We start from the raw sequence: 19,711 nt of genomic DNA, 5'->3' as shown, positions 1-19,711 counted from the left end.
TTAATATTCGATTAATTCGGAGGACAAAGGATGTCGGATTTCACTAAAGATATTGATGCTTTGGAAACTCAAGAGTGGCTTGAGGCTTTTGAAGATGTCGTTAAAAGAGAAGGTGTTGATAGAGCTAAGTTTCTATTTGAGCAGCTTTTAAACAAAGGTTCTGAATTAGGCATTGAAAATGCTTACTCAACAGCTAAGGTTAAAAAGTATATTAACTCGATTGATGTTAGTGAACAGCCTAGTTATCCAGGAGATATGGAGCTAGAAGAAAAAATTGAAGCTGTTAATAGATGGAACTCAGCAGTTATGGTTGCTGCAGCTAATAAAAAAGATGGTTCAATAGGTGGCCATATTGGTACTGGTGCTGGTGCTATGACTCTTTATGAAGTTGGCTTTAACCATTTTTGGAAAGCTCCAAATGATAATCATGCTGGTGATCTTATATTCTATCAAGGACACCTTTCACCAATTGTCTATGCACGTTCTTTCCTAGAAGGTAGAATGACAGAAAAGCAATTAGAGAACTTTAGAAGACAGGCTTTTGACGGTGAAAACTCAGTATCTTCGTATCCGCATCCACATTTACAGCCTACATATTGGCAGTTTCCAACAGTTTCTATGGGCTTAGGACCTCTTCAAGCTATCTATCAAGCTAGATTCATGAAGTACTTAGAAGCTAGAGGGTTAGCAGAAACTGCAGATCGTAAAGTTTGGGCATTTTGTGGTGATGGTGAAATGGATGAGCCAGAATCAATGGGTGCTATCACTAGAGCTGGTAGAGAAGGCCTAGATAACCTTATTTTTGTTATTAACTGTAATTTACAAAGATTAGATGGTCTTGTAAATGGTAATGGTAATATCGTCGAAGAGCTAGCAGATGCATTTATGGGTGCTGGCTGGGATGTTATTAAAGTGCTATGGAGTAGTGATTGGGATAAATTACTACAAGATCAAAAAGGTGGTAAAAAGCTTGCTCAGAGATTAAGCGAGCTAAATGATGGTCAATTCCATACAATCAAAGCTCACGGCGGTGCGGAATGTCGTAGAGTTGTATTTAGTGGTGATGAAGACCTAGAAGCTTTAGCTAAAGATATGTCTGATGATGATATTCAGGCGTTACGTCGTGGAGGACATGATCCACTGAAAATTTACGCTGCTTATAAAAAAGCAACAGAAAATATGAATGGGCGTCCAACTCTTATTTTGCCAATGACTGTTAAAGGTTATGGTTTAGGTGAGTGGGGTGAATCTAAAAATATTGCTCATAATGTTAAGAAACTTGATACAGATGCACTTGAGCATATTAAAAATAGATTTAATGTTCCAGCAACAAAAGATGATGTTGAGAATTATAGACTTATTAAATTAGCTGAAGATTCTCCAGAGATGAAGTATCTTCATTCTAAAAGAAAAGATTTAGGTGGTTATATTCCTAAGAGGGTCGAAAATAACCAGGCTTTAGAAATTCCTAGTTATAAAGAGTTTGCTAAGAACTTATTAGATGATAGTGGTGATAGAGAGTTTTCAACTACTACTGCTTTTGTTAGGATATTGTCACATCTTGCTAAAGATAAAAAGGTTGGTAAGCATATTGTACCAATTACAGTTGATGAGTCACGTACATTTGGTATGGAAGGTTTATTTAGACAGTTAGGTATATATAATCCTAAAGGTCAGCAATATGTGCCAGAAGATAAAAAGCAAGTTATGTTTTATAAAGAAGCTATAGATGGTCAAATTCTTCAAGAAGGTATTAATGAGCAGGGCGGCCTAAGTTCATGGTTGGCTGCAGCTACTTCTTATAGTGTGCATAAAGTACCTATGATTCCATTTATGATCTACTACTCAATGTTTGGTTTCCAAAGATTTGGTGATCTTGCTTGGGCTGCTGCTGACTCTATGGCAAAAGGATTTTTACTTGGTGGTACATCTGGACGTACAACATTAAATGGTGAAGGTTTACAGCATGAAGATGGACATAGCCATATTCAAGCAGGACTTATTCCTGGTTGTATATCTTATGATCCTACATATGCATATGAGCTAGCTGTGATTATGGATGATGGTTTGAAGAGAATGTATGTGAATGGCGAGCATGTTTTCTACTACATTACTGTAATGAATGAAAACTATTCTCATAGAGCTATGCCAGAAGGTTCTGAGGAAGGTATTCTTAAAGGTTTGTATAAATTAGAAGATAGTAAGCCAGCAGACAAACATGTTCAGTTAATGGGTTCAGGTACTATCTTAAGAGAAGTTGAAGAAGCTTCTAAAATGTTAAAAGAAGAATATGGTATAACTTCTAATGTTTGGAGTATGACTTCTGCAAATGAGCTTTATAGAGAAGCTAAAGATGTAGCTAGAACGAATATGTTAAAACCAGCTGAGCAAAGAAAAGAAAGCTATATTGAAAAATGTTTCAAAAATGAGCAAGGTCCTGTTGTTGCATCTACAGATTATATTAAGCTATATACTGATCAGCTTAGAGAATTTATACCACAAACATTTGTAAACTTAGGTACAGATGGCTTTGGTAGATCAGATACTCGTGAAGCACTAAGAAGCTTCTTTGAGGTGGATAGATATCATGTGGTTGTGGCTTCGCTATATGCTTTATATTTAGATGGTAAGGTTAAAGCTAGTGAAGTTAAAGAAGCAGTTAAAAAATATAATATAGACCCAGAGCGCGTAGCTCCATTATATAGCTAATCGGTAAGGAGATATAAATGTCTGTAGAGATAGTTAAGGTTCCTGATATTGGGGATTATGATAGTGTAGATGTGATTGAAGTAAATGTTGCTGAAGGTGATGTTATTGCTGAGGAAGATTCTTTAATTACATTAGAAACTGATAAGGCTAGTATGGAGGTTCCATCTCCAGTAGCTGGTAAAATTGTTAAGCTAACTGTAAAAGTTGGTGATAAAGTTTCAGAAGGTTCGGCAATTATGGAAGTTGAACTTGAAGGTTCGGCTGATACAGCAGAAGACAAACCTGCGCAACAGACAGAATCTGCACCAGCTTCATCAGGTGCTACTGAGACTGTTGATGTTAAAGTTCCTGATATCGGCGATTACGATGCAGCTGAGATTATTGAAATATCTGTGAAAGTAGGCGATGAAATTGCTGAAGAAGATTCTTTAATTACGCTAGAAACTGATAAAGCTAGTATGGAAGTCCCATCATCGGCTAGTGGTAAGGTTGTTGAGATAGCTGTAAAAGTTGGTGAGAAAGTTGGTGAAGGTGATTTGATACTTAAAGTTGAAAGTGGTGCAAGTCAATCAGCTTCTGCTTCTACTTCTACTCAAGAGCAAACTCAACAGTCTTCAGCACCTGCACAAACTTCTGAAGAAGTTGTAGATGTAGAAGTCCCAGATATTGGTGATTATGATAGTGTTGATGTTATTGAGGTATCAGTAGCTGTTGGTGATAAAGTTGAAGAGGAAGATTCATTAATCACATTAGAAACTGACAAAGCTAGTATGGAAGTACCATCTCCAGTATCAGGTGAGGTTACAGAAATTATTACAAAGGTTGGTGATAAAGTTTCTCAAGGTAGTTTAATCCTTAAAGTTAAGACTCAAGGAGCTGCACCAGCGCCAGCTCCTAGTCAATCAGCTAAGCAAGAAGATCCTAAGCAAGACTCTAAGCCTGCTCCGACTCCAGCACCAGCTCAAAATAGTATTAATGAGTATGAGGTAGATAACTCAAATGCTCATGCTTCTCCAGCTGTTAGAAAGTTAGCTAGAATTTTAAATGTTGATTTAAGCAAAGTAAAAGCTACAGGTCGTAAAGGTCGTGTAACAAAAGAAGATTGTTATAACTATATCAAACATGCTGTAACACAAGTTCAAACGGGTAAAGTTGCTGCAAGTGGAAGTGGTTTAGATCTTTTAGATGATCCTGTTATTGATTTCTCTAAATTTGGTGAGATTGAAACTCAGCCTTTAACTCGTATTAATAAAATTAGTGCGAAAAACTTACATAGAAACTGGGTTAAAATTCCGCATGTAACTTTCTATGATGATGCTGATGTTTCTGATCTAGAAGAGTTTAGAAAGTCTAAAAAAGCATTTGCTGAGAAAATGGGTGTGAAAATTACTCCATTATCATTCTTGGTAAAAGCTGCAGCGGTAGCTTTACAAGAATTCCCAAGAATGAACAGTTCACTTTCAAATGATGGTGAGAATTTAATTCTTAAAAAATATTATAATATTGGTTTTGCTGCAGATACTCCAGCAGGATTAATGGTTCCAGTTATCAAAGATGCTGATAAGAAAGGTATTATTGAAATATCAAAAGATATTATGGAACTAGCAGGTAAAGCCCGTGATGGTAAGCTAGGCTCAAAAGATATGTCTGGAGCTACATTTACTATCTCAAGTATAGGTGTGCTTGGAACTACAGCATTTACACCAATCATTAATATGCCAGAAGTAGCTATTATGGGTGTGTCGAAGACTGCTGTTAAACCAATTTGGAATGGTAAAGAATTTGAACCTAGAACAATGCTACCTTTATCTATGTCTGCAGATCATAGAGTTATTGATGGAGCATTAGCTGCTAAGTTCTTAACAAGATATAGTCAGATTCTATCTGATTTACGTGAAATTATAATGTAAACACGGAGTTTTATAAAATGAGTGATATTAAAACACAAGTTGTAGTTTTAGGTAGTGGTCCTGGTGGATATAGTGCAGCATTTAGAGCAGCTGACTTAGGATTAGAAGTTGTTTTAGTAGAGAAATATGAAAATATTGGTGGTGTATGTCTAAATGTTGGTTGTATTCCATCAAAAGCACTTCTTCATATTGCTAAAGTTATTAATGAAGCAAGACATTTAGCTGCTGATGGTATCATCGAAATGGGTGATATGAAAATCAATAAAGACAAAGTCCTTAAGTATAAGAATGATGTTGTAAGCAAGCTTACTGGTGGTTTAAAAGGTATGGCTCAGATGAGAAAAGTAAAAATCGTACAAGGTTACGGTAAATTTACATCTGATAAAGAGCTTGCTGTAGAAGCTGCTGATGGTAAGGTTACAAAAATCGCATTTGATAATTGTATTATTGCTGCTGGTTCTAGTGTAATTAATCTACCATTTGTTCCTGAAGATGAGAGAATTATCGACTCTACAGGTGCTCTTGAAATGAAAGAAATCCCTGAGACTATGCTTGTAGTTGGTGGTGGTATTATTGGTCTTGAGATGGCGCAAGTTTATTCTGAGCTTGGTACTAAGATTACTGTTGTTGAGTTTGCTGATCAGCTTATGAACGGTGTTGATAAAGACATGGTTAAAGCTTATGAGAAAATGAACAAGAAATATGAAGTTCGCCTAAAAACAGGTGTTACAGCTATGGAAGCTAAGAAAGATGGTATCTATGTAACAATGGAAGGTGATCATTCAGCTAAAGATGAGCGTTATGATAGAGTGCTTATGTCTATAGGTCGTAAACCAAACGGTAAATTAATCGATGCTGAAAAAGCAGGTGTTAAAGTTGATGAAAGAGGCTTTATCGCAACTGATAAGCAGATGCGCACAAATGTGCCACATATTTTTGCAATTGGAGATATTGTTGGTCAACCTATGCTTGCTCACAAAGCTGTACCTGAAGGAAGAACAGCTGCTGAAGTGATTTCAGGTTTAAACCATAGTTTCGATCCTTTAGTAATTCCTTCAGTTGCTTATACTGATCCAGAAGTTGCTTGGGTTGGTGAAACTGAGACTTCTGCGAAAGCTAAAGGTATCAAGTATGAGAAGGGTGTATTCCCATGGGCTGCTAGTGGTAGATCACTAAGTATTGGTAGATCAGAAGGTATGACTAAGGTTCTATTTGATGAAAATCATAGAATTATTGGTGCTTCTATTGTTGGTACTAACGCTGGTGAACTTATTTCTGAAGCAGCACTTGCTATTGAAATGGGTTGTGATGCTGAAGATATTGCTCTTACAGTTCATCCACATCCAACTCTTTCTGAGAGTTTAATGATGGCTACAGAAGTATTTGAAGGTACTGCAACAGATCTTCCTCCACAAAAAAAGAAAAAATAAATCCTTTTAAACTATTTTCTTAATTTTTATCTCTTTAAAATTATAAAGTCTCACGATATTCTTAATAAACAAATCTAAAACTATTTATTACCTATTTATGAAGATATATAAATGTTGCTATATCCTGATTACATTTTTTCTTTTTGGCGTAGCTTTTGCTAATACTGAAGCTAAATCGCCACCAAATAAAACTGCTGAACAAATGCAACACTACATTGATACTAGTAAAGATTGTATGATTGTACAAAATAAGAAACAAATTGTATTAAAGTGTGGTGATAATATGATATTTGTAACATCTGAAGGTGTTGGAATTAAAACTCCAGGAGTATATAAGTTTTGGAGATAAATAAATCTTATATATTTATCAATGTCTTAATAGCCATAAAAGTAAGTTATATATTTCATTTTATAGGTATGCTTCATGATCTTAATAAAATAAATAACAATAAAATAAAGATGTGTTAAGTTTGATTAGCTACTTAATATAGTTTACATATATCTATACTTTATATTATTTAGATAATGTTTTTTCAAACCTATTGCATTCCATCCCACAAACAATTATAGACTGTTATTTGAATTATTATAATTTTCTACAAAATAAGAGATATGTGTTAGATAGTTTAAAAGAATTTATTTTCTTTATTTTCATAAGAACCTTCTATTGGTATGGTTATTTAGGTGTTTAGATATGTCTAAATATAGGTAAAAATAATAAAATATAAAAAACTTCAATTTTTTTTAAGAAAGTACTTGCAATTATGAGGAGTGATGCGTATTATATGTCTTCACCGGCTGACGAGTGATGTCAACGGTAGGAAGCTAAGGCTTTTAAGATATTTAATAGATATATTATATACAAACACTTTGTTAAAGAATTTGAGTATCAGTAGTTAGAGTCAGAATTTGAGAATTAAACTGAAGAGTTTGATCCTGGCTCAGATTGAACGCTGGTGGCATGCTTAACACATGCAAGTCGAACGGAAACGATACTAGCTTGCTAGTAGGCGTCGAGTGGCGGACGGGTGAGTAACGCGTAGGAATCTGCCCATCTGTGGGGGATACCAGTTGGAAACGACTGTTAATACCGCATAATATCTGCGGATTAAAGGTGGCCTTTGTGCTGCCGCAGATGGATGAGCCTGCGTTAGATTAGCTTGTTGGTGGGGTAAGGGCCTACCAAGGCTACGATCTATAGCTGATTTGAGAGGATGATCAGCCACATTGGGACTGAGACACGGCCCAAACTCCTACGGGAGGCAGCAGTGGGGAATATTGGACAATGGGCGAAAGCCTGATCCAGCAATGCCATGTGTGTGAAGAAGGCTCTAGGGTTGTAAAGCACTTTAGTTGGGGAGGAAAGCTTATGAGTTAATAGCTCATGAGAAGGACGTTACCCAAAGAATAAGGACCGGCTAACTCCGTGCCAGCAGCCGCGGTAATACGGGGGGTCCGAGCGTTAATCGGAATTACTGGGCGTAAAGGGTCTGTAGGTGGTTTGTTAAGTCAGATGTGAAAGCCCAGGGCTCAACCTTGGAACTGCATTTGATACTGGCAAACTAGAGTATAGTAGAGGAATGGGGAATTTCTGGTGTAGCGGTGAAATGCGTAGAGATCAGAAGGAACACCAATGGCGAAGGCAACATTCTGGACTAATACTGACACTGAGGGACGAAAGCGTGGGGATCAAACAGGATTAGATACCCTGGTAGTCCACGCTGTAAACGATGAGTACTAGCTGTTGGAGTCGGTGTAAAGGCTCTAGTGGCGTAGCTAACGCGTTAAGTACTCCGCCTGGGGACTACGGCCGCAAGGCTAAAACTCAAAGGAATTGACGGGGACCCGCACAAGCGGTGGAGCATGTGGTTTAATTCGATGCAACGCGAAGAACCTTACCTGGTCTTGACATCCTGCGAACTTTCTAGAGATAGATTGGTGCCTTCGGGAACGCAGTGACAGGTGCTGCACGGCTGTCGTCAGCTCGTGTTGTGAAATGTTGGGTTAAGTCCCGCAACGAGCGCAACCCCTATTGATAGTTACCATCATTAAGTTGGGTACTCTATTGAGACTGCCGCTGACAAGGCGGAGGAAGGTGGGGACGACGTCAAGTCATCATGGCCCTTACGACCAGGGCTACACACGTGCTACAATGGGTATTACAGAGGGCTGCGAAGGTGCGAGCTGGAGCGAAACTCAGAAAGGTACTCTTAGTCCGGATTGCAGTCTGCAACTCGACTGCATGAAGTCGGAATCGCTAGTAATCGCAGGTCAGAATACTGCGGTGAATACGTTCCCGGGTCTTGTACACACCGCCCGTCACACCATGGGAGTGGGTTGCTCCAGAAGTAGATAGCTTAACGAATGGGCGTTTACCACGGAGTGATTCATGACTGGGGTGAAGTCGTAACAAGGTAGCCGTAGGGGAACCTGCGGCTGGATCACCTCCTTAACGGAAATACGAAAAAAAGAATAAGCTCTAATTACATGTTTAAATGATTTAGCTTAGTGTTTGTAGATAATATATTTTAGTGTAAATAAGATACGGGTCTGTAGCTCAGTTGGTTAGAGCGCACCCCTGATAAGGGTGAGGTCGGTAGTTCGAGTCTACTCAGACCCACCAGTATATTAGGTTTAGTTGGGGCCATAGCTCAGCTGGGAGAGCACCTGCTTTGCACGCAGGGGGTCAGCGGTTCGATCCCGCTTGGCTCCACCACTATTTTATTTGCATGATGATAGAGATATTTAACAATTTAGTATAGAAATAGACTTAAGAAAATAAGTGCAAGCGGTGGATGCCTTGGCATTCAGAGGCGATGAAGGACGTGATAATCTGCGATAAGCTTCGGGGAGATGGTAAATAATCTTTGATCCGGAGATTTCCGAATGGGGGAACCCACCTAACACAAGTTAGGTACTCACTCGACATAGAGTGTAGAGCGAACGAGGGGAACTGAAACATCTAAGTACCCTTAGGAAGAGAAATCAATTGAGATTCCCATAGTAGCGGCGAGCGAAGTGGGAAGAGCCTGGTATGATTTAGCTGTAATTATAGTAGAACAAGTTGGGAAGCTTGACGATAGAGGGTGATAGTCCCGTATACGAAATAATCACAGTGGAACTAAGCATACGAACAAGTAGGACGGGGCACGTGGAACCTTGTCTGAATATGGGGGGACCATCCTCCAAGGCTAAATACTCCTGAATGACCGATAGTGAACTAGTACCGTGAGGGAAAGGTGAAAAGAACCCTTATAAAGGGAGTGAAATAGAATCTGAAACCGCTTGCATACAAGCAGTAGGAGCATTATTTAGTAATGTGACTGCGTACCTTTTGTATAATGGGTCAGCGAGTTACTTTTAGTGGCGAGGATAACTGAATAAGGGATCCGTAGCGAAAGCGAGTTTTAATAGGGCGACTAGTCGCTAGGAGTAGACCCGAAACCGGCGCGATCTATCCATGGCCAGGTTGAAGGTTAGGTAATACTAACTGGAGGACCGAACCCAATAATGTTGCAAAATTATGGGATGAGCTGTGGATCGGAGTGAAAGGCTAATCAAGCACGGAGATAGCTGGTTCTCCCCGAAAACTATTTAGGTAGTGCCTCGTGTATAACTCATTGGGGTAAAGCACTGTTTCGACGATGGGGGTTTTACGACCTTACTGACTCGATGCAAACTCAGAATACGATGAAGTTCAATCACGGGAGACACACTGCGGGTGCTAAGGTCCGTAGTGGAAAGGGAAACAGCCCAGACCGCCAACTAAGGTCCCCAAGTCATAGCTAAGTGGGAAACGAAGTGGGAAGGCCCAGACAGCCAGGAGGTTGGCTTAGAAGCAGCCACCCTTTAAAGAAAGCGTAATAGCTCACTGGTCGAGTCGGCCTGCACGTAAGATTTAACGGGGCTAAGCTATGCACCGAAGTTGCGGAATATATAGTATATATTGGTAGGGGAGCGTTCTGTAAGCCGATGAAGGTGAATTGAGAAGTTTGCTGGAGGTATCAGAAGTGCGAATGCTGACATGAGTAACGTAAAATAAGTGAGATTCTTATTGGCCGAAAACCCAAGGTTTCCTACGCAATGTTAATCAACGTAGGGTAAGCCGGCCCCTAAGGCGTAGCTGAAGAGTGAAGTCGATGGGAAACAGGTTAATATTCCTGTGCCGCTTATATGAACGAAGGAGGGACGGAGAAGGTTAGGTAGGCCTGGCGGATGGTTGTCCAGGTGAAAGTATGTAGGTAGAGATGTTAGGCAAATCCGGCATCTTGTTGATCTGAGATACGAGACGAAGTCAAACTTGTTTGACGAAGCTATTGATACCAAGCTTCCAGGAAAAGCTTCTAAGTATATTGTATAAGCGACCGTACTCTAAACCGACACTGGTGGGTAAGTAGAGAATACTAAGGCTATGAGATAACTCTGGTGAAGGAACTAGGCAAAATGACACCGTAACTTTGGAAGAAGGTGTGCCCTTGATGGTGATAAGACTTGCTCTTTGAGCTGTTGGGGGTTGCAGATACCAGGTGGCTGCGACTGTTTATCAAAAACACAGCACTCTGCTAAATCGTAAGATGAAGTATAGGGTGTGACGCCTGCCCGGTGCTGGAAGGTTAATTGAAGGGGTTAGCGCAAGCGAAGCTCTGGATCGAAGCCCCAGTAAACGGCGGCCGTAACTATAACGGTCCTAAGGTAGCGAAATTCCTTGTCGGGTAAGTTCCGACCTGCACGAATGGCGTAACGACGGCCACACTGTCTCCACCAGAGACTCAGTGAAATTGAAATCGCTGTGAAGATGCAGTGTACCCGCGGTTAGACGGAAAGACCCCGTGAACCTTTACTACAGCTTTGCACTGGACTTTGAATATTTATGTGTAGGATAGGTGGGAGACTTTGAAGCAGTCACGCTAGTGATTGTGGAGTCGTCCTTGAAATACCACCCTTGAATATTTAGAGTTCTAACTCAGGAGAGATTCGAGGACAGTGTATGGTGGGTAGTTTGACTGGGGCGGTCTCCTCCCAAAGAGTAACGGAGGAGTACGAAGGTGCACTCGGTATGGTCGGAAATCATACCTAGAGTATAAAGGCAAAAGTGCGCTTGACTGCGAGAGTGACGGCTCGAGCAGGTACGAAAGTAGGTCTTAGTGATCCGGTGGTCCCGTATGGAAGGGGCCATCGCTCAACGGATAAAAGGTACTCCGGGGATAACAGGCTGATTCCTCCCAAGAGTTCATATCGACGGAGGAGTTTGGCACCTCGATGTCGGCTCATCACATCCTGGGGCTGAAGCAGGTCCCAAGGGTATGGCTGTTCGCCATTTAAAGTGGTACGCGAGCTGGGTTCAGAACGTCGTGAGACAGTTCGGTCCCTATCTGCCGTGGGCGTTAGAGATTTGAGAAGAGTTGCTCCTAGTACGAGAGGACCGGAGTGAACGAACCACTGGTGTTCCGGTTGTTTCGCCAGAAGCATTGCCGGGTAGCTACGTTCGGACGGGATAAACGCTGAAAGCATCTAAGCGTGAAGCCTCCTTCAAGATTAGATCTCTCTAGCTATGCTAGTAAGGAACGTTGGAGACTACGACGTTGATAGGCTGGGTGTGGAAGTACAGCAATGTATGAAGCTTACCAGTACTAATGATCCGAGAGACTTAAGTCTATTTCTATGCTGAATTGTTAAATATCTTTATAAAAAGATATATAACCCAAAACACAGTTTTGGCGATGATAGCTTATAGGAACCACCTGATCCCATTCCGAACTCAGAAGTGAAACTATAACACGCCGATGATAGTCTGGCATTTGCCCAGGTGAAAGTAGGTAGTCGCCATCTTATTACAAATAAAAGACTTATCGTGATAAGCAATTCAAAAAGCCTCGCCTTAAAAAGCGGGGCTTTTTCGTTTCTAATACTTTATAAATTTATTAACTTCATAACTACTTTTAAATTCGTAACTTTATAGCTAAAGAAGTTTCTATTCACCATAATTACTAATAAATTGATAACTTCATTAAACTCTATTAAAAATGTTTGTAACTATTCCTAAAATGATTTGTCCAGTTTTTCTATTTCGTAAATATTACTAGTCTTTTGCTAAAAAAATTAGTATGCTATGGAATGTAAATCATTACATTTATAAACTTATCTGAAGGAGAGTTAGTATGAGAAGAAATTTAATATCAACAGCCTTAACAATGTTATTATTAAGTCCAGTTGGAGCTTTTACAGCTACAACACTTCAAATAAAAAATGAAGTCAAAGACGTTCATATTGGTACAATTAGTAATGTAGATGGAGATTGTGCCTTAAATAGTAATGATGGTACGAATGTAGAAGTTACATGTAATGCTAATATGTTTTCTAATAGCATTACTTTCCCATTAGTTAGTCGTGATGGCAATAATATAGCATTTATTAGTGCTTCAAATCCTTTATTTGGATCTGCTAAGTTTGAATTACGTGATCCTAAAAATAATGAAGTTTTATCCACTTGTGATTCAAGTGGTGAATGTGAAATAGCAAAACCAATAAATGTTCAAAATACTTCTGGTAATTATTTAGTTTCTAAAGATATACATGGTGAAAATGTTATCTTAATCAAAAATATTGATCAGTAAAATATCTAAATTAAGTTAACTTTTATTATCTAGTTTATGTTTTAATTAACTTCTAGTTGAAATATTCATTCTCATTAGGGTTATTTCGTACAACAACGTTATTATACATCACAAATGATGGCTGTTGTTTTTTGTTATCTTGTTTATTTATATTTTTAGCTTCAATTTGAAGATTACTAACCTCTTGTTGAAGTGATTTAATAATAGAGTCTACTGATCTATTAGGGTTAATATTTATATTAGGTGCTGCGTATGATTGTATACTTAGCATTAATAACAAGGTAATTTTGAAAACTTTATTTGCTCTAACCATAATTTATCATAGTATAGTTACTATATTATAATATTACTCTTTTGAGCATTTAACGCAAGTAAACAAGATAAAGAAGAAATATTAGGCCGATATAGGTTAGCGGAAATGCAGCTCTTGAAAAGATATCTACACCTTTAGCTAATGATTGCTTGTTTGTTTTGACTAGCCAATATACTATTAAACTCTCTAATACTGTAGAGAATAATATGGAGAAAGATAGTAATAAGAAACCATCAGTAAAAGTTAGATAATCAATATCTGGCATTTCTCCTTCAACTAAAAACTGATAAGCAATTACAGAAAGTATACCAATAAAAGAAATATTCAGTCTATCAGATAGAGCTTGTGTATCCATCCAAAAAACTGCCCACATTGCTAAAACTAATAAAGATAGAGGAACTAATACTTTTAACAATATATTTACAGGTTTTCTTTCTAATGAGATGTTAAAATCAAGCATAGATATTTTACTTGGTTTACCATAGTACTGTTTGACAGGAGTACTACTTTTTAGGTTAAAGTTTATAAGTTGCCATTCTGCAATATTAACATTAGGGTGATCTTTAATATAGTCTTTAACTGTAATTTTATAATCAGGATCTACTTTTAATTGAACTTCATTTGCATTGTATCCAAATGGAATAATATGAGCACTAAGTTTTTGTTTATCAAAAGGAAATTTTCTAAGTTGCATAGGTGTTTCTAAAACTAGAGTTCTTTGCTCTGTATAAAGCACATCACCATTAGGATAAATTCTAAGCTGCCTAGATTTTATTTGAGGATTTCCTATTTCATTTATTATAGATACTTGTGGTCTCCACCCTTCGAAAATTTCATCATGCTGGAAGTCTCCCTGATAAATTTTATATTCGGTATCTTCTTTTTTTGAGTCAAATGCTAATCTTGGATCATGCCATTTAAACTTAAATATAGTATCAGCTTGAATTTGTTCATTTACTTCATCAAGATTTTGAATATCTGTAATAAAAGCTGTTGTGTATACAGTCGTTGGCTTTTCCGGAGGTGTGCTACCATATGAAAATGCATTCATCGATAACATAATTAGCATAATAAATATTAGAGAGTTAGATAGTTTTAGCATCTTATGCCTTGTCTTAGAACCTAATATATAATATCAATATTATACTTGATTTGTATATTTAGGTCTAACTTGTAAAAACTTAATAAAAATAAGTTATCTAGGAAGTCATATATTAAATTATGTTTTTATGATAAAGAAGATGATTTTTATTTCTTTAGAAGACAATAAGTTGAATAAGATTTGTAATTGCTACTATAAATGGCTTCATAATATAGAACAATAAATTTGAGCCATTGAAAGGAATAATAATTAAGGCAAGTAAAATAAAAAAGCCATATCTTTGTATACTATTGTATTTGAATGCTAAAGACTGTGGTAGAAAAGCTGTCACTATCTTACTTCCATCTAGTGGAGGAATTGGTATTAGATTTAAAATCATTAGAACTATATTTATCATAATACCGTAAAAGGCCATGCCTTGTATATATGGGTGTAAGGTTATATATTTTGCTACTACAGCCCATAATATAGCCATTATAAAATTTGCTAGAGGGCCAGCTAGAGCAACTAGAGCCATATCTTGTCTAGGTTTTTTTAATTTATTATAATCTACAGGCACGGGTTTAGCCCATCCAAAAATAAAAGGGAATCCCGCAGCCATTGAAGATAATAACATCAATCCTGGAATAGCTATAGTTCCAATAGGATCTATATGTGAAACAGGGTTTAAAGTAACTCTACCAAGGTTATATGCTGTATTATCTCCTCTTATTTTTGCTATAAGTCCATGAGCAGCCTCATGCATAGTTATGGCAAATATCAATGGAATTCCTGCCATTAATAGAGTTATTAGAATGTGATTTATGTCCATGTTCAGTAGTTAGTAGTTAAAGTATTATGCATATGATTATAGTAGCTATAGTTGTTAATATGAAGAACTAATAAATGATTTTATAATTTGTAGACCTCTTGCGAAATACTACTTCAGAGGCATTTTATTTCTAAGTAGGTATTTTCTTTTTAGAATCCGTTTTGTAAATTAACTATTCCAGCCACTAAATTAAACCTAAGATTAGCTTTTTTACCAAAACTTCTATAGGTTTCACCCAGTATACGAAACTTTTTAATTTCTGCAATTTTATGCTCAACATAAATCCTAATCTTACTAAGCCATTTATTATAATTCTTCTGCTCTATACTTAAAGAACCTCCTTTGGGCTTTTTATAGGGGAGTTTTACTTTAGTAGATTCATTTTGAATACCTTGGTAGCCATTGTCACAATATTTATCAACATCACGAGCTAATTTATCTGATTTTCTGCGAACAGTTATATCATGAACACTGCCTGGATAAACCTTCGAAACATTAACTATTTGACCTGCTTCACTGATAGCTATTTCTACTTTCTGTGTATGGCTTTTTTTCTTCCCTGAATAGTTAGCCTTTCTTCGTTTTAATTTCTTAGGTCTCTGGATTGGCTGTTCTGTTGCATCTATTAAAAGTCTTTCTACTTTTTGATTAGTCATGCTTCTATCTTTTTTTATATGTATTTCTTTAACTAGTAGTAACTCTACTCGTCTAATTAGGCGATTTACATTTGATTCATCTAATCCTATCAAGTAGCCTAAAAATTCTTGTGTCATATAGCAACGATAATATATTAAAACTAACAATAATCTATCTGCATGATTATCAACTTTTGGCTTTCTGCCAATCCTTGGAAATCCTTCATCTAAGGATTTTGAGGCATCGGTTAAGATTTTATTGAAATGTTTTAGTTTTAAACCTGTTAGTTTTCTAAATATTCTGGCTTTCTTTGACAATATTGCGTAGCTTATTTGCACTTTTATGGATCTCTTAAGCAATCTTTCTATATATATGGTGAATAATTAGTATTTCGCAAGAGGTCTTGTAATAATGTTGAGCTATAGATAAACTGAGTTAAAGTTACTACTCTATTGTTTTTATGACAGTATGATAAGTGTATTGTTATAGTCTACTATGTTTTAAAAGTAGTACTTGATCAAATAGCTTGTATGCACGCTATTTGCTAGATTGTGTGGTCAAGCCTGGCACAATGACGTACTACTTTTATATGGTTTTAGCTATAATATTTATTATTTAATGATATTATTCAGACAAAACTATTTATAAATATAGTTGAGTAAAATGAATAAATCATAAGCTTGCCATTTTTATTAATTCTAAGTTAATTGTACTTTATTTAATTTTTTGTTATAAGTTAGTAGATTGTTGAGCTTTTTTGTAATAAAAGTTTTTAAAAGCTTAATTTTTGCTGTATAAAAACTTGTTGTTATAAATAAAAAAGGTAATATTTTTGTTGGGGGGAGTCATTTGCTTTTTAATTATAAATTAAAGGAGGCTCAATTTTATGGCAAATCAATATTCGGGGAACTTTGAACAAATAGTTGAAGATAAATTTAAGTGTTCAGCACGAGAAATGCTATTGAAATGTCAAAGGGAAGGTTTAAGTTATCAAGATGCGGAAAAAGTCTTAGGCTTTAAGCATGTAACTATTAGGAAATGGGCAAAAAGATTTGATATTAAGTTACCTCCACGATTTAGAATGAATGAGGATAGTGCGGATCTTAATAAAGAAGTAGCTTATGTTAATGAGTGTAAGTCGGAAAATCTAACGAGAACAAATATATTTAGTCGCTGTTGGATAAATATGAGTCTTTATTCAACTATAAAAGCTAAATCTTGATTAACTTGTATAGCTAAATCACTCTTATCAGATTTAAATGACACTTTTTCTCCTGGTGTTAGAATAATGACAGTTGAGCCGTAGTTGAACCAGCCTATAGTGTCACCTTTTTTAAATTTGATATCAAACTCACTACCTTTGTAATCCCATGTTTGGACATTTCTATAATAACTAGGAGCAACTTTACCATGCCATACAGTTTCTATGCCAGCTACTAAAAGAGCTCCAACAAAGATTACAGCAACTTCGCCAATTTGTGTATCAAAATAACAAACCAATCTTTCATTTTTGGCAAATAGGTTATCTATTTTACTTGTAGTTAATTTATTAACAGAATAGAGTTTACCGGGTATATAAACCATTTTTGTCAATTTACCGTCTATAGGCATATGAACTCTATGATAATCTTTAGGCGATAAGTATATTGTTGCAAATTTTGTGAAATCTGTTTGAGAACTATTTGCTATCAATGATTCTAAGGTAAAAGTTTTTCCTTTCGCTTGGATAAGGGTGCCACTTTCTATATTTCCAAATTCACTTAAAACACCATCGGCAGGAGATGTTATAATTTTTGGATCTTCGCTTAGAGGTCTTACATCATCTTTTAACTCTCGTGTAAAGAAGTCATTAAATGATAAATAGTTATCTGGATTAGTTTCTTTTGCTTCATCAATGTTTATTTTAAATTTCTTTATGGCTAAGTTAATTAAGTAGTTTTTTATAGCTTTATTTTTTGATTCAGCAAGTCTACTTACTAAACGTGATGTTAAACCATGTGGTAGTAAATATTGTAAAAATATAAATAAGTTATCTTTCATTATGTTTACTCGTGTTTTATTACTAAAAGCTTTTTATATATTAGTATATCACTGTGTTATAATATTTAGCTAACTTAATCAGTCAAATCATATGAATTTAAAATAATGAGAAATATATCTAAAACACTTGTGATATTAGGTTTTGCTTTTTTATTACAAGATTGTTCAACGAATAAAGTTGATAACGATTTTTCATATGAAAACCTTTCAGAAACTGTAAGCGGTGCGCCATTTAGGAATAGAAAATACGACTATGCAAGAGCTCAAGTAAGTGAGGAACCATCTTTAAAAATACCAACAGGCTTGAATGGTAATAAAATAAAGCCAGCGCTTAAACTTCCAGAAGGTAATAATAATTATGCCAAATCACAGGTTAGTGAAGCTCAAAAAGAGATGTTACCTCCTAACTATTCTGATAAGTTTAACATGTCGAAGATTATTGATGATCAAATTGCTAAAGTATCGATTAGTGTTCTTTATGATGATACTGGAGCATTGAAATTAGTATTTAGAGAACCTATAGCTATAACTTTAAATTTACTTGAAGAGTATTTTAAAGATAGACCAAAAGATTATAAACTACTGTCAGTGGATGATGAGATATTAGAGGGTAATCTAATAAGGGTTAAAGATATCAAAAAGAATCTAATATTTGTTATTAAAGCTCGTAAAGTTGATGATTTATCTAGTTTAGTAAAAATAAATGCAGTATTTACAGGTGATGGTAAAACCCAAGCACCAGATCATATAAATGAAAGTGTTAAACTATTGACTCAAATACGTAAAGCATTAAATGATACTAAACTTAAGAGTGATGCTAATATTAAAATAGTCAAACAGACAGAAGCTCAGCTAGATCCATCAGTGAAAAGTACAAAAGATAATAAAAATAGTATGAGTGGCATTTCGGGTTCTTCTAAGAAGAAGAGTAGTTTTGGTTTTGGCTCATATGATAGAACAATGAATAAATCAAACGCACAACAGCAAGAATCTCAATCATATCAAGACTATACTCAAATGACAGCACCGTCAGATAGCAAGGTTTATGATAGTAATACACAAGCTCAAGTATTAAATACATAGGTAATAAAATGTATAATATTTCAGTATTTATAGGTAGATTTCAGCCTTTTCATAAAGGACATTTACATAATATTTTAGTAGCTCTTTCAAAAAGTCAGAAGATAATAATAAATGTTGGTAGTTCTTTCAATGCGCCTAATATCAAAAATCCTTTTTCTTTTGAGCAAAGAAAGCAGATGATAAAAGAGGATTTAAAGGCTTCAGGGGTCGATTTATCTAGAGTTATGATAGAACCTTTAGCAGATTTCTTCTATGAAGAACAAAAGTGGGAAGAGGCTTTACGTAGAAATGTTGCTAAACATGTAAAACAGTATCAGACAGTTGCTATTGTTGGGCATATGAAAGATGACTCTAGTTACTATCTTGAAAGTTTTCCAGAATGGGGTTTTATTGCTGTTGATAATTATAAAAACTATAATGCAACAGATTTTAGGTTAGAGTTTTATAAAGGCTCTATTAAAGCTGATTACATGTGCAGTGAAGATCCTAATGTAGCTACGTATAAATTTCTTAGTGATTTTATGAAAACACAAAGCTATTATGATTTGGTAAAAGAAAATAATTATGTTATAGAGCACAAGAAATCATGGAAGCCTGCTCCATATAAACCAATTTTAGTAACAGTAGATGCTCTAGTCATAGTAAATGATCATATACTTTTGATTCAGAGAGATGGTTTTCCCGGTAAAAATCTTTGGGCATTGCCAGGAGGATTTTTAGATTATACTGAAACAGTATCTCAAGGAATTGTTAGAGAGTTATTTGAAGAAACAAATATTGATTTAACTATTGAGCAGTTAGCTATAGCAAAAAGGCAAGAAAAGGTCTTTGATTATCCTTCTCGATCTGTGCGAGGTAGAACAATTAGTCATGTGGGATTATTTATATTTGAAAAATGGCCAAGTTTACCTAAAGTAAAAGCAGCTGATGATGCAAAGAATGCTAAATGGCTACCTATAAGGTCAATTATTAATGATATGTATGATAGAATGCTAGAAGACCATTATCAAATTATAACAGTTTTATTAGAAAACTGTTGTATGAATAAAGTGTAGGGAGATTT

Annotated in this window: 13 protein-coding genes, 2 tRNA genes and 3 rRNA genes; 13 read left to right on the top strand and 5 right to left on the bottom strand. The window is 36.0% G+C overall.

Annotation, left to right across the window (positions count from 1 at the left end; genetic code table 11):
- The first annotated feature begins 30 nt into the window (after positions 1–30).
- The 10 genes from aceE (at position 31) to F7310_RS08310 (ending at position 12,663) form a co-directional block, all read left to right on the top strand.
- On the top strand, positions 31–2,709 hold the full coding sequence (aceE, locus tag F7310_RS08355) for a pyruvate dehydrogenase (acetyl-transferring), homodimeric type (protein ID WP_072713149.1): 2,679 nt from the start codon (positions 31–33) through the stop codon (positions 2,707–2,709).
- A gap of 17 nt (positions 2,710–2,726) precedes the next feature.
- Complete coding sequence (aceF, locus tag F7310_RS08350; RefSeq protein ID WP_072713148.1) at positions 2,727–4,619, top strand: pyruvate dehydrogenase complex dihydrolipoyllysine-residue acetyltransferase; 1,893 nt, start codon at positions 2,727–2,729, stop codon at positions 4,617–4,619.
- A 17-nt stretch (positions 4,620–4,636) separates the two neighbouring features.
- Positions 4,637–6,049 (top strand): dihydrolipoyl dehydrogenase, encoded by a 1,413-nt coding sequence (gene lpdA, locus F7310_RS08345; RefSeq protein WP_072713147.1) that lies wholly within the window; start codon positions 4,637–4,639, stop codon positions 6,047–6,049.
- A gap of 97 nt (positions 6,050–6,146) precedes the next feature.
- The gene (locus tag F7310_RS08340; protein ID WP_072713146.1) at positions 6,147–6,398 is read left to right on the top strand and encodes a hypothetical protein; all 252 of its coding nucleotides are present in this window, start codon (positions 6,147–6,149) and stop codon (positions 6,396–6,398) included.
- A gap of 569 nt (positions 6,399–6,967) precedes the next feature.
- Positions 6,968–8,501, top strand: a 16S ribosomal RNA gene (locus F7310_RS08335).
- 94 nt (positions 8,502–8,595) lie between these two features.
- Positions 8,596–8,672 (top strand) — tRNA-Ile (locus F7310_RS08330).
- A 17-nt stretch (positions 8,673–8,689) separates the two neighbouring features.
- Positions 8,690–8,765 (top strand) — tRNA-Ala (locus F7310_RS08325).
- Positions 8,766–8,817: 52 nt separating this feature from the next.
- Positions 8,818–11,704, top strand: a 23S ribosomal RNA gene (locus F7310_RS08320).
- A 58-nt stretch (positions 11,705–11,762) separates the two neighbouring features.
- Positions 11,763–11,878, top strand: a 5S ribosomal RNA gene (gene rrf, locus F7310_RS08315).
- The 16S, 23S and 5S rRNA genes sit together here with 2 tRNA genes alongside, the layout of an rRNA operon.
- Positions 11,879–12,207: 329 nt before the next feature.
- Complete coding sequence (locus F7310_RS08310) at positions 12,208–12,663, top strand: hypothetical protein (protein ID WP_072713145.1); 456 nt, start codon at positions 12,208–12,210, stop codon at positions 12,661–12,663.
- A 52-nt stretch (positions 12,664–12,715) separates the two neighbouring features.
- Here the strand turns inward: F7310_RS08310 and F7310_RS08305 are convergent, their stop codons facing one another.
- The 4 genes from F7310_RS08305 to F7310_RS08290 form a co-directional block, all read right to left on the bottom strand.
- On the bottom strand, positions 12,716–12,976 hold the full coding sequence (locus F7310_RS08305; RefSeq protein WP_072713144.1) for a hypothetical protein: 261 nt from the start codon (positions 12,974–12,976) through the stop codon (positions 12,716–12,718).
- Between the two features lie 49 nt (positions 12,977–13,025).
- Entirely contained in the window at positions 13,026–14,078 is a 1,053-nt protein-coding gene (locus F7310_RS08300) for a ligand-gated ion channel (RefSeq protein ID WP_072713143.1), read from the bottom strand.
- A 154-nt stretch (positions 14,079–14,232) separates the two neighbouring features.
- Positions 14,233–14,889: a site-2 protease family protein gene (locus tag F7310_RS08295; protein WP_072713142.1), complete on the bottom strand. Its 657-nt coding sequence runs from the start codon at positions 14,887–14,889 to the stop codon at positions 14,233–14,235.
- Positions 14,890–15,038: 149 nt separating this feature from the next.
- On the bottom strand, positions 15,039–15,863 hold the full coding sequence (locus tag F7310_RS08290; protein ID WP_072711046.1) for a transposase family protein: 825 nt from the start codon (positions 15,861–15,863) through the stop codon (positions 15,039–15,041).
- A 548-nt stretch (positions 15,864–16,411) separates the two neighbouring features.
- On the opposite strand from F7310_RS08290, the gene fevR reads away from it, so the two are divergent.
- On the top strand, positions 16,412–16,747 hold the full coding sequence (fevR, locus tag F7310_RS08285) for a transcriptional regulator FevR (protein WP_072713141.1): 336 nt from the start codon (positions 16,412–16,414) through the stop codon (positions 16,745–16,747).
- Here fevR and asd read toward each other — a convergent pair.
- Complete coding sequence (gene asd / locus F7310_RS08280; RefSeq protein WP_072713140.1) at positions 16,720–17,565, bottom strand: archaetidylserine decarboxylase; 846 nt, start codon at positions 17,563–17,565, stop codon at positions 16,720–16,722. The two genes, fevR and asd, sit on opposite strands and share 28 nt — an antisense overlap.
- Before the next feature lie 105 nt (positions 17,566–17,670).
- Between asd and F7310_RS08275 the strand changes: the two genes are divergently transcribed.
- Together F7310_RS08275 and F7310_RS10495 are read left to right on the top strand one after the other, a co-directional pair.
- The gene (locus tag F7310_RS08275) at positions 17,671–18,648 is read left to right on the top strand and encodes a hypothetical protein (protein WP_072713139.1); all 978 of its coding nucleotides are present in this window, start codon (positions 17,671–17,673) and stop codon (positions 18,646–18,648) included.
- 8 nt (positions 18,649–18,656) lie between these two features.
- The gene (locus tag F7310_RS10495) at positions 18,657–19,703 is read left to right on the top strand and encodes a bifunctional nicotinamide-nucleotide adenylyltransferase/Nudix hydroxylase (RefSeq protein ID WP_145951747.1); all 1,047 of its coding nucleotides are present in this window, start codon (positions 18,657–18,659) and stop codon (positions 19,701–19,703) included.
- The last annotated feature ends 8 nt before the right edge of the window (positions 19,704–19,711 follow it).

The sequence above is a fragment of the Francisella uliginis genome, from assembly GCF_001895265.1.
Lineage (GTDB): Bacteria > Pseudomonadota > Gammaproteobacteria > Francisellales > Francisellaceae > Francisella > Francisella uliginis.
The sequence above is the reverse complement of the archived record's forward strand: the minus strand, read 5'-3'. Positions and strand labels throughout refer to the sequence as shown.

Excerpts from the sequence above, each read along its gene's own strand:
- aceF (WP_072713148.1), top strand. The coding sequence starts at position 2,727 with ATGTCTGTAGAGATAGTTAAGGTTCCTGATATTGGGGATTATGATAGT.
- F7310_RS08340 (WP_072713146.1), top strand. The coding sequence starts at position 6,147 with ATGAAGATATATAAATGTTGCTATATCCTGATTACATTTTTTCTTTTT.
- F7310_RS08310 (WP_072713145.1), top strand. The coding sequence starts at position 12,208 with ATGAGAAGAAATTTAATATCAACAGCCTTAACAATGTTATTATTAAGT.
- F7310_RS08295 (WP_072713142.1), bottom strand. The coding sequence starts at position 14,889 with ATGGACATAAATCACATTCTAATAACTCTATTAATGGCAGGAATTCCA.
- F7310_RS08300 (WP_072713143.1), bottom strand. The coding sequence starts at position 14,078 with ATGCTAAAACTATCTAACTCTCTAATATTTATTATGCTAATTATGTTA.
- lpdA (WP_072713147.1), top strand. The coding sequence starts at position 4,637 with ATGAGTGATATTAAAACACAAGTTGTAGTTTTAGGTAGTGGTCCTGGT.
- F7310_RS08275 (WP_072713139.1), top strand. The coding sequence starts at position 17,671 with ATGAGAAATATATCTAAAACACTTGTGATATTAGGTTTTGCTTTTTTA.
- F7310_RS08305 (WP_072713144.1), bottom strand. The coding sequence starts at position 12,976 with ATGGTTAGAGCAAATAAAGTTTTCAAAATTACCTTGTTATTAATGCTA.
- F7310_RS10495 (WP_145951747.1), top strand. The coding sequence starts at position 18,657 with ATGTATAATATTTCAGTATTTATAGGTAGATTTCAGCCTTTTCATAAA.
- aceE (WP_072713149.1), top strand. The coding sequence starts at position 31 with ATGTCGGATTTCACTAAAGATATTGATGCTTTGGAAACTCAAGAGTGG.
- asd (WP_072713140.1), bottom strand. The coding sequence starts at position 17,565 with ATGAAAGATAACTTATTTATATTTTTACAATATTTACTACCACATGGT.
- fevR (WP_072713141.1), top strand. The coding sequence starts at position 16,412 with ATGGCAAATCAATATTCGGGGAACTTTGAACAAATAGTTGAAGATAAA.